8 protein-coding genes and 3 pseudogenes are annotated in these 7067 nt (G+C 69.4%); 4 read left to right on the top strand and 7 right to left on the bottom strand.

What is annotated here, in order from left to right; genetic code table 11:
* From AC08OQ_RS13080 to AC08OQ_RS13065, 4 genes and pseudogenes are all read right to left on the bottom strand, one after another.
* On the bottom strand, positions 1-840 hold an 840-nt coding region (locus AC08OQ_RS13080; protein WP_476612077.1), incomplete at its 3' end, for a hypothetical protein.
* A gap of 244 nt (positions 841-1084) precedes the next feature.
* A complete protein-coding gene (locus tag AC08OQ_RS13075; protein WP_476605377.1) occupies positions 1085-1972 on the bottom strand; it encodes an ATP-binding protein in 888 nt (295 codons plus the stop codon).
* Positions 1973-2096: 124 nt separating this feature from the next.
* Positions 2097-2243, bottom strand: a pseudogene (locus tag AC08OQ_RS13070) (AAA family ATPase); the annotation flags it as partial.
* Between the two features lie 247 nt (positions 2244-2490).
* On the bottom strand, positions 2491-2886 hold the full coding sequence (locus AC08OQ_RS13065; protein ID WP_476605378.1) for a hypothetical protein: 396 nt from the start codon (positions 2884-2886) through the stop codon (positions 2491-2493).
* A gap of 100 nt (positions 2887-2986) precedes the next feature.
* On the opposite strand from AC08OQ_RS13065, the gene AC08OQ_RS13060 reads away from it, so the two are divergent.
* Positions 2987-3394, top strand: coding sequence for a YciI family protein (locus AC08OQ_RS13060; protein ID WP_476602209.1), 408 nt, complete (start codon positions 2987-2989; stop codon positions 3392-3394).
* Positions 3391-4550: pseudogene (locus AC08OQ_RS13055) on the top strand (RNA polymerase sigma factor). Before AC08OQ_RS13060 ends, AC08OQ_RS13055 begins: the two are co-directional and overlap by 4 nt.
* A 117-nt stretch (positions 4551-4667) precedes the next feature.
* Here the strand turns inward: AC08OQ_RS13055 and AC08OQ_RS13050 are convergent.
* Both AC08OQ_RS13050 and AC08OQ_RS13045 read right to left on the bottom strand, forming a co-directional pair.
* Positions 4668-5015, bottom strand: coding sequence for an aldo/keto reductase (locus AC08OQ_RS13050; RefSeq protein WP_476612078.1), 348 nt, complete (start codon positions 5013-5015; stop codon positions 4668-4670).
* Between the two features lie 26 nt (positions 5016-5041).
* On the bottom strand, positions 5042-5299 hold the full coding sequence (locus AC08OQ_RS13045) for a winged helix-turn-helix transcriptional regulator (protein WP_476602210.1): 258 nt from the start codon (positions 5297-5299) through the stop codon (positions 5042-5044).
* Between the two features lie 264 nt (positions 5300-5563).
* On the opposite strand from AC08OQ_RS13045, the gene AC08OQ_RS13040 reads away from it, so the two are divergent.
* Positions 5564-5860 carry a type II toxin-antitoxin system Phd/YefM family antitoxin gene (locus AC08OQ_RS13040; protein ID WP_476602211.1) on the top strand — a complete coding sequence of 99 codons (297 nt, stop codon included), beginning with the start codon at positions 5564-5566 and terminating at the stop codon, positions 5858-5860.
* A gap of 83 nt (positions 5861-5943) precedes the next feature.
* A pseudogene (locus tag AC08OQ_RS13035) lies at positions 5944-6276 on the top strand (PIN domain-containing protein); the annotation flags it as partial.
* On the opposite strand, the gene AC08OQ_RS13030 reads toward AC08OQ_RS13035, so the two are convergent.
* On the bottom strand, positions 6273-6413 hold the full coding sequence (locus AC08OQ_RS13030) for a hypothetical protein (protein WP_462204069.1): 141 nt from the start codon (positions 6411-6413) through the stop codon (positions 6273-6275). The pseudogene AC08OQ_RS13035 and the gene AC08OQ_RS13030 sit on opposite strands and share 4 nt — an antisense overlap.
* Positions 6414-7067 lie beyond the last annotated feature (654 nt).

The following is a 7067-nucleotide window of genomic DNA, read 5'->3' as shown; positions in this document are numbered from 1 at the left end:
CGACCCGCTAAGACAAGCTAGACGTGCGCGACAGAAGCAACAGTCACCATCGCCGCGATCAACGAATGGCTGCCCCGATAAACTTCCCAAACAGGCCCTAAGCCCCGCCGCCGTGACACCATCGATCACGCGGTCCACCCAGGCCTCGATCCGCGCCAACGCGGACTCGTCTGTGCCGTCCTCCTGATAGAGGTACGGCAGGTAGAAGGCTCTGACGCCAAGCTCCACGCCGGACCGCACGGTTTCGGAGAGCTGGCCGACGACTGCCGCGCGCGCGTGCCGCGTGGACGCCGCCCTCGTCGGCTCGGTCTCGTCGGGAGCGGTCGTCGCGGCGAGAAAGGCGGCCTTCCGGTCCGCCAGGGGACGCCCGCGGTAACGCGCGAGCCAGACGCGTACGGCGGACTCGTCGGTGACCTCAACGCCTTCGTCACGCATGAGCCGGGCGTAGAAACGCTCCCAGGTCGTCCGTTCCGGCGCGAAGAGCGCCTCTTCGTAGTCCGCGGTGGCCTCGTCGACAGCCGCGTGGAGCTTCGCCAGTTTCTTCGCGCTCAGCAGGCGAGCCGCGTGCTGCTCGTCCGCCAGAGCCTTCAGCACGCGAGCGCAGACTTCCAGGTCGTCCCGGGCCGGCGCCGCGAGCGTCGCGAGGCTCCCGGTCAGGATCTCCCTGGCCAGCGCCGCGGTGATCTCCGGCAGCCCGGCCCGCACCCGCGAGTCCCTGTGCAGCAGGACGACCGCGACCGTCGTGACGGCCGGCCCGGCCGGCAGGGCCTGGCCCCGAGCCTCGGCCGAGCGAAGGAGACGGTCGACACCGACGCCGAGCACCTCGTCAAGCTCTGTCACCTCGTCATGTCCGGTCATGGCCCAGAGGTTTACCAGAGTTGGGTGAATCAGCCGCCGAGCGGTCGCAGCGGCCAGGCAACGAGAAGACACGGGGTGCCGGGTGCTCCGGTGGCCACCCCTCCGCCAGCGGCGCGGCCTGTCCGAGGGCCCCGCCTCGGCGAACGGTGTCGCGCCGTCCACATCCGCTCGTCCTTTCCGAAACCCGCTGGTCGATTTTCGCCCGCGGCGCCACCCACCCAGTGGGTCACGGACCGAGAAGTGCCAGCGGGACCACGGCGACGTCATCACGTCGGCGGTAGGCATGTGCACCCGCATAGATCACGAGGGCGTCGATCAGGTCTTCTCCGATGCGGTCTCGTAGCCAGTTCAGGTGCCTGACGTCGGAGTCCTCGACCCGGTCCGCCAGTTTCACCTCAACCGCCAGCGCGCGGCCGTCCGAGTGCTCGACTATCAGGTCGACCTCGTGGTCGTTGTTCTGGGTGCGCAGGTGACCTACCCGGGCCTCGGCGGCCTCGGCGTAGGTATGCAGGCTGAGCGCGGCGAGATGCTCGACCAGAGCCCCCAGAATCGTGCCTGCCGACAGGACTGTGCTGCCCTGCTCGGCCCGCAGCAGCACGAAGTCGTCAAGTCCGAGCAGCCGCGCGGCCAGCGCCGGGTCCGCCAGATGGTGCTTGGGGGACCGACCGAGCCGCTCAAGATGGTTTCGGGTAGGAATCCACGGCGGTACCGCGTCGAGCAACCACAGCGACGACAGGGCGTCACGATAGGCGAGAGTGGTCTCCTTGGCCGGCTTGTTACCCAGGACGGGAGTCGCCGCATCCAGGATTTTCGAGCAGGCCGTCGTCGTCGACGTGGCTGCGGCATAGGCGGCGAGCCAGGCGCGCAGCACCGTCGGCCGCCGGATCGGGTAGCCCTGCTCAGAGAACTCCCGTTGAACGACGTTGTCCAGGTACGCATCCAGCTCGGCTCGACGCGCCCGCGGTGGCAGGCCGCGGAGGGCGGGAAAGCCTGATGCAGTGATCTCCTCGACGTAGTCCGTCAGCCGAAGCGAGGTGGCACCACCGATATCGCTGTTCCCGTGGAGAAGCGCGGCGAGGCCCACCGTCGGCCTGTCGACGTCTCGCTCGGCCATGCTCAGCGGACGCATCCGCAACGGCACGATCCGCCCCGCGCCCGAGTGGACCACTGCCCCCCCGCGGTGCGGAACTGCCCGCGATGATGAAGTGACCGGCCGGCGAGCCGGCGTCGACCGCGCGCCGCACGTGGTCCCACACCTCGGGAAGGCGCTGCCACTCGTCGACCAGGACCGGCCCCGGCAGCCGGGTCAGGACGGTCGGATCGGCGGCCATGATCTCACGCTGGCCGGGAAGGCTGAGATCGATGATCGACTCTGCGCGCCGCATCGCGGTCGCGGTCTTGCCCACCGCCTTCGGCCCGTGGATCGACAGGGCGCGAAGATGCGGCTGAAGTGCGTCCAGTGTGTCGTCGAGGACACGACGCCGATAGTCGACCACATCTCTACTCAACCATCAGCAGGCACTCTACTCTTCCGATAGCAGGCTCACAGATCTGCCGATCCGACCTCGCAGGCAGCCCGCGGCGGAGGGCAGCAGGGGGTACAAACGCGGTGCCGCGGACCAAAGCCTGGCGCTACTTGTCAGATGGGTGCGGACCGTCCCGTCCCACTCCACCTTTCCGAGACTGGCTGGTCCAGCACCATCCCGTTCCTGGGTCACCGAAGTTCAACCGGGCAGGACTGCCGCTGCCCCGGCCGAAGTCCCGGTACGCCTGCCGGGCGAGAACCGCGTGCTCCTCGGTCACCGCGACCACGTCTATACCTGCCACTCGCACCAGTTCATCGAACCGACGGCTCGCGACCGGGTCGCGCGCCGCGTCGACCACCACCGCGGCCGCTATCTGACGACCCAGGGCAACGATGCGGGCCACTCCCCGCTCACCTTCGTCGCGGTCGGCGCGCATCCGCTCCGGGCGTTCCCGGACAGCGACGAGCACGGCCGTCGTGACGGCGCTCAGCTGAGACTCCATCGCTCGGGATGCAACCGGCGATGTCGAGAACCCGCGACTGGCTCCGTCCCTGCGGTGAACGCGACCAAAATGGGTCGCACCAGCACCGAGGAGAAACACGATGGCTAAGTACTTGCTGCTCAAGCACTACCGCGGCGCGCCGGCTTCGGTCAACGACGTGCCCATGGACCAGTGGACGCCGGAGGAGATCGCAGCGCACGTGCAGTACATGAACGACTTCGCGGCCCGGCTCGAGGGGACCGGCGAGTTCGTTGACAGTCAGGCGCTTGCCCCCGAGGGGACGTTCGTCCGGTACTACGGTGAGGGGCGCCCGCCGGTCACCGACGGCCCATTCGCCGAGACCAAGGACCTCATCGCCGGCTGGATGGTGATCGACGTCGACAGCTACGAGCGCGCCATCGAGCTGGCCGGGGACCTGTCGGCCGCCCCTGGGGCGGGCGGGAAGCCGATCCACGAGTGGCTCGAGATGCGCCCGTTCCTGGCCTCGCCGCCCACCATCACGGAGTGACCTCTCAGCTAAACGAGGCCCTGCTCCGGAGCCTCACGCCGAGCGTGCTCGGGATCCTCGTCCGCCGCGGAGCCGACTTCGCGGCGGACGAGGACGCCTTGCAGGACGCGCTGGTCGAAGCGGTCCGCGTCTGGCCGGCCGACCCGCCGCGGGACCCGAAGGGCTGGCTGGTCACCGTGGCCTGGCGCCGGTTCCTCGACGCGACCCGGGCGGACGCCGCCCGCCGCCGGCGTGAGGACCTCGTCGACGAGGAGCCGGCGCCCGGGCCCGCGCCCGCGGTGGACGACACGCTCCAGCTCTACTTCCTGTGCGCCCACCCGTCGCTGACGCCGCCGTCCGCGATCGCGCTCACGCTGCGCGCCGTCGGCGGGCTGACCACCCGCCAGATCGCCCAGGCCTACCTGGTGCCCGAGGCGACCATGGCGCAGCGCATCAGCCGTGCCAAGCGCACCATCTCCGGCGTGCGGTTCGACCAGCCCGGCGACGTCGCCACCGTGCTGCGCGTCCTCATACTTGGTCTTCAACGAGGGCTACTCCGGCGACGTCGACCTCGCCGCCGAGTCCATCCGGCTCACCCGGCAGCTCGCGGCCGCGGTCGACCACCCCGAAGTGGCGGGGCTGCTCGCCCTCATGCTGCTCCACCACGCCCGGCGCGCCACCCGGACCGCGCCCGACGGCAGTCTGGTGCCGCTCGCCGAGCAGGACCGCGGCCGGTGGGACACTGAGTCGATCGCCGAGGGCGTCGAAATCCTGCAGGCGGCCCTCGCCCGAGACCGACTGGGCGAGTTTCCAGGCCCAGGCCGCCATCGCGGCACTCCACGCTGACGCGCCCACCGCCGAGGAGACTGACTGGGTGCAGATCGTCGAGTGGTACGACGAGCTCGCGCGCCTGACCGACAGCCCAGGCGTCCGGCTCAACCGCGCAGTGGCTGTCGGCGAGGCCGACGGCCCGCGCGCCGGGCTGGCGGCGCTCGCGGCGCTGGACGACTCGCTGCCCCGCCACGCCGCGGTGGCGGCGTACCTCCACGAGCGCGACGGCGACCTGGCGACGGCGGCACGGCTGTACGCCGAGGCGGCCCACAAGGCGCCCAACCTCGCCGAGCGCGATTACCTGACGCGCCAGGCCTCCCGGCTCAACGCCCGCCGGTGCCGTTGACGGGTCGCGCTCGGATTTAGGTCACGCATTGCATCCTGAGCGGCAGCAAGCGTCCCCACCGCCGCCTGCCGAGCATCCGCCCGAGCAGACCACCGGCGGACACCGGCGGACGCAGCTCTAAACGGGCGACGGGTTCAGCCGGGCGAAACCCTCCTGTCGTTGGTACGGAAAGTACGGGTAGGGAGCGGTGCGGGCACTGGCCTCGTCCAACCGTGCTATCTGTCCCGTGCTCAGCGACCAGCCGACCGCCCCGAAGTTTTGCCGGAGTTGTGTCTCGTCGCGCGCGCCGATAATGACGGAGGACACCGTGGGCCGCTGGAGCAGCCAGTTCAGCGCGATCTGCGGCACGGCCCGACCAGTCTCCGCGGCGATCTCGTCGAGTACGTCGACCACGGCGAACAGATATTCGTCATCCACAGGCGGGCCGTAGTCCGCGGTGGCGGGTAGCCGGCTGCGCGCGGGCAGGGGCTGGCCGCGACGAACCCGACCGGTCAGCCGACCGCGCCGCGAAGGCCGCGGATCCGGCCCGCGGTGGCCATCTCGGTGACGCGCGCCCGGGCTTCCACCTCGCCGATCTTCAGGGTGCCTGCCGCCGAGTGGCTGGCGTTCCTGAGCGCCCTCATCGGGCCGTCGACCAGGCTCTGCCCCAGCGGGGTCAGTGCGTATTCGACCCGCGGCGGGGACTGGGCGAAGGCACGGCGGTCCACCAGGCCCTGGGCACACAGCCGGCATAGCGATTCGGTGAGCACTTGTCGCTCATGCCGCCGATTGCGGCACGCAGCTCGCGGCGCCGACGGGGGCCCGGGCGAAGGGCCGCCAGGACGACGGGGTCCCAGGTATGGGCGAACAGATCGGTCGCCGCCCGGAGGCGACAATCCGCGATCAGTTCCTCGCAGTGGCGTCCATGCTCGCTCATCCGCGCCATCGTCGCAGGTTCGGCACGCACCGATTCCAGGCCCCAGGGTAGATCGTCAGCTCCAAAGCAGCGATGTACATGTAGTAACGTAGAGCGTATGACAGCGGCGGCAGATGACGGACGGCTCCGGGTGGGTATGCGCGAGCTCTCCCAGCGGACCGCCCGCGTGCTCGCGCTGGTCCGCGCGGGTGAGACGGTCGCGGTGACCGACCGGGGCAGGACCGTCGCGAGGATCGTCCCGGCGGCGGACGACCGCTATGAGCAGCTTGTCGCCGCCGGTCTGATCCGCCAGGCCACCCGTCCGTTCAACCTCGCGCACCTGCCGGAGCCGGCGGCAAACCCGACCGGCCGCTCCACCGACGCATGGCTCGCCGACCTGCGCGGCGAAGGCTGATGCCGACTCGGATCTATCTCGACACATCCGCCCTGGCCAAGGTGTTCATCGCCGAGTAGGAGTCGGGTGACCTTCGTCAGTGGCTCGCCGAGCAGAAGGAGCCACTGCGTCTCGTCTCCTCGGCCCTGCTCGCCGTCGAACTGACCCGGCTGCTCAGCCTGGTGAACCCGGCCCTGCTCGGCCCGGCGGAGTCCTTCCTGTCGACCGATGTGGATCTTGTACAGATCGCTCCACCGCTGCTCGCCGACGCGGCCTGCGTTCCACCGCCCCGGCTGCGCACCCTCGACGCGATCCACCTGGCGACAGCACTCGAACTCAAGGACTCCCTGGACGTCGTCCTCAGCTACAACAAGCTCCTCGCCGAAGCCGCTGACGCATCCGGTCTGCCGGCCGTGTCACCCGGCGCCGGCCGCTAGATCGTTCGAGCGGCGGCCGGCAGCGCGTTCGTTCTTCCCGAAACCCGCTGGTCCAGCACCATCCCGATCAGCAGCGCCAACGGGGCGTTGGTCAGCAGCTCGCCAGCCTCGTCGATCTGGCTCAGGTGCAGGCTCATGCCATCACCCGTAGCGCCGACTGAGAGCGCACGACGCAGTGCGGCCCACGAGAATCATGCCACCGAACACCGGGCCAGCCCCGTCGGCGACATCGGCCACCCCTCTGTTTCCAGACCAACACTGTGGTCCGCTGTCCGGGGCTGCGAAGGGCGGCCATGACGGCGGGAGCAGAATTGACTCATGAGCCCAACCAGCCGTGGTCGCAAGATGGCTGGGCCCGCAGGACGCCAGCGAGTTCGACCCGGTCGAGTTCGACGCCGAAGACGTGAACAAGGCGCTGTCCACCATCCGATAACACCTCGGTCGGCAGGTTGGGGGACGTAATGAAGTAACAAATACGTGATCGAGAGCATCATCGCAGGTCACAGGCCTGTGGAGGGTTCGAAACGCGCAAGTTATTTCATTTCGACTCCTTGACGTATCCCCCGGCACCAGCAACGTCGCGGCGTCTCCGGCCCACGTGACGCACAGACGCCTGGACGACACCTCGTTGCCAGACCCATACCGCCGGTGGATTCTTGGTCACCTCACCACCCTCACCACACCGCCTGGAATTCGGGGGAACTACATGCCACCGGACCCGACAGACGTCACTCATCCCGCCTTTCTCGCCAACTATCTTGCTAGCCTTCCCCGGCCGGAACACGTACATG

The organism is Frankia sp. CcCS3, assembly GCF_977927575.1.
This window is presented reverse-complemented; position numbering and strand designations above follow the sequence as displayed.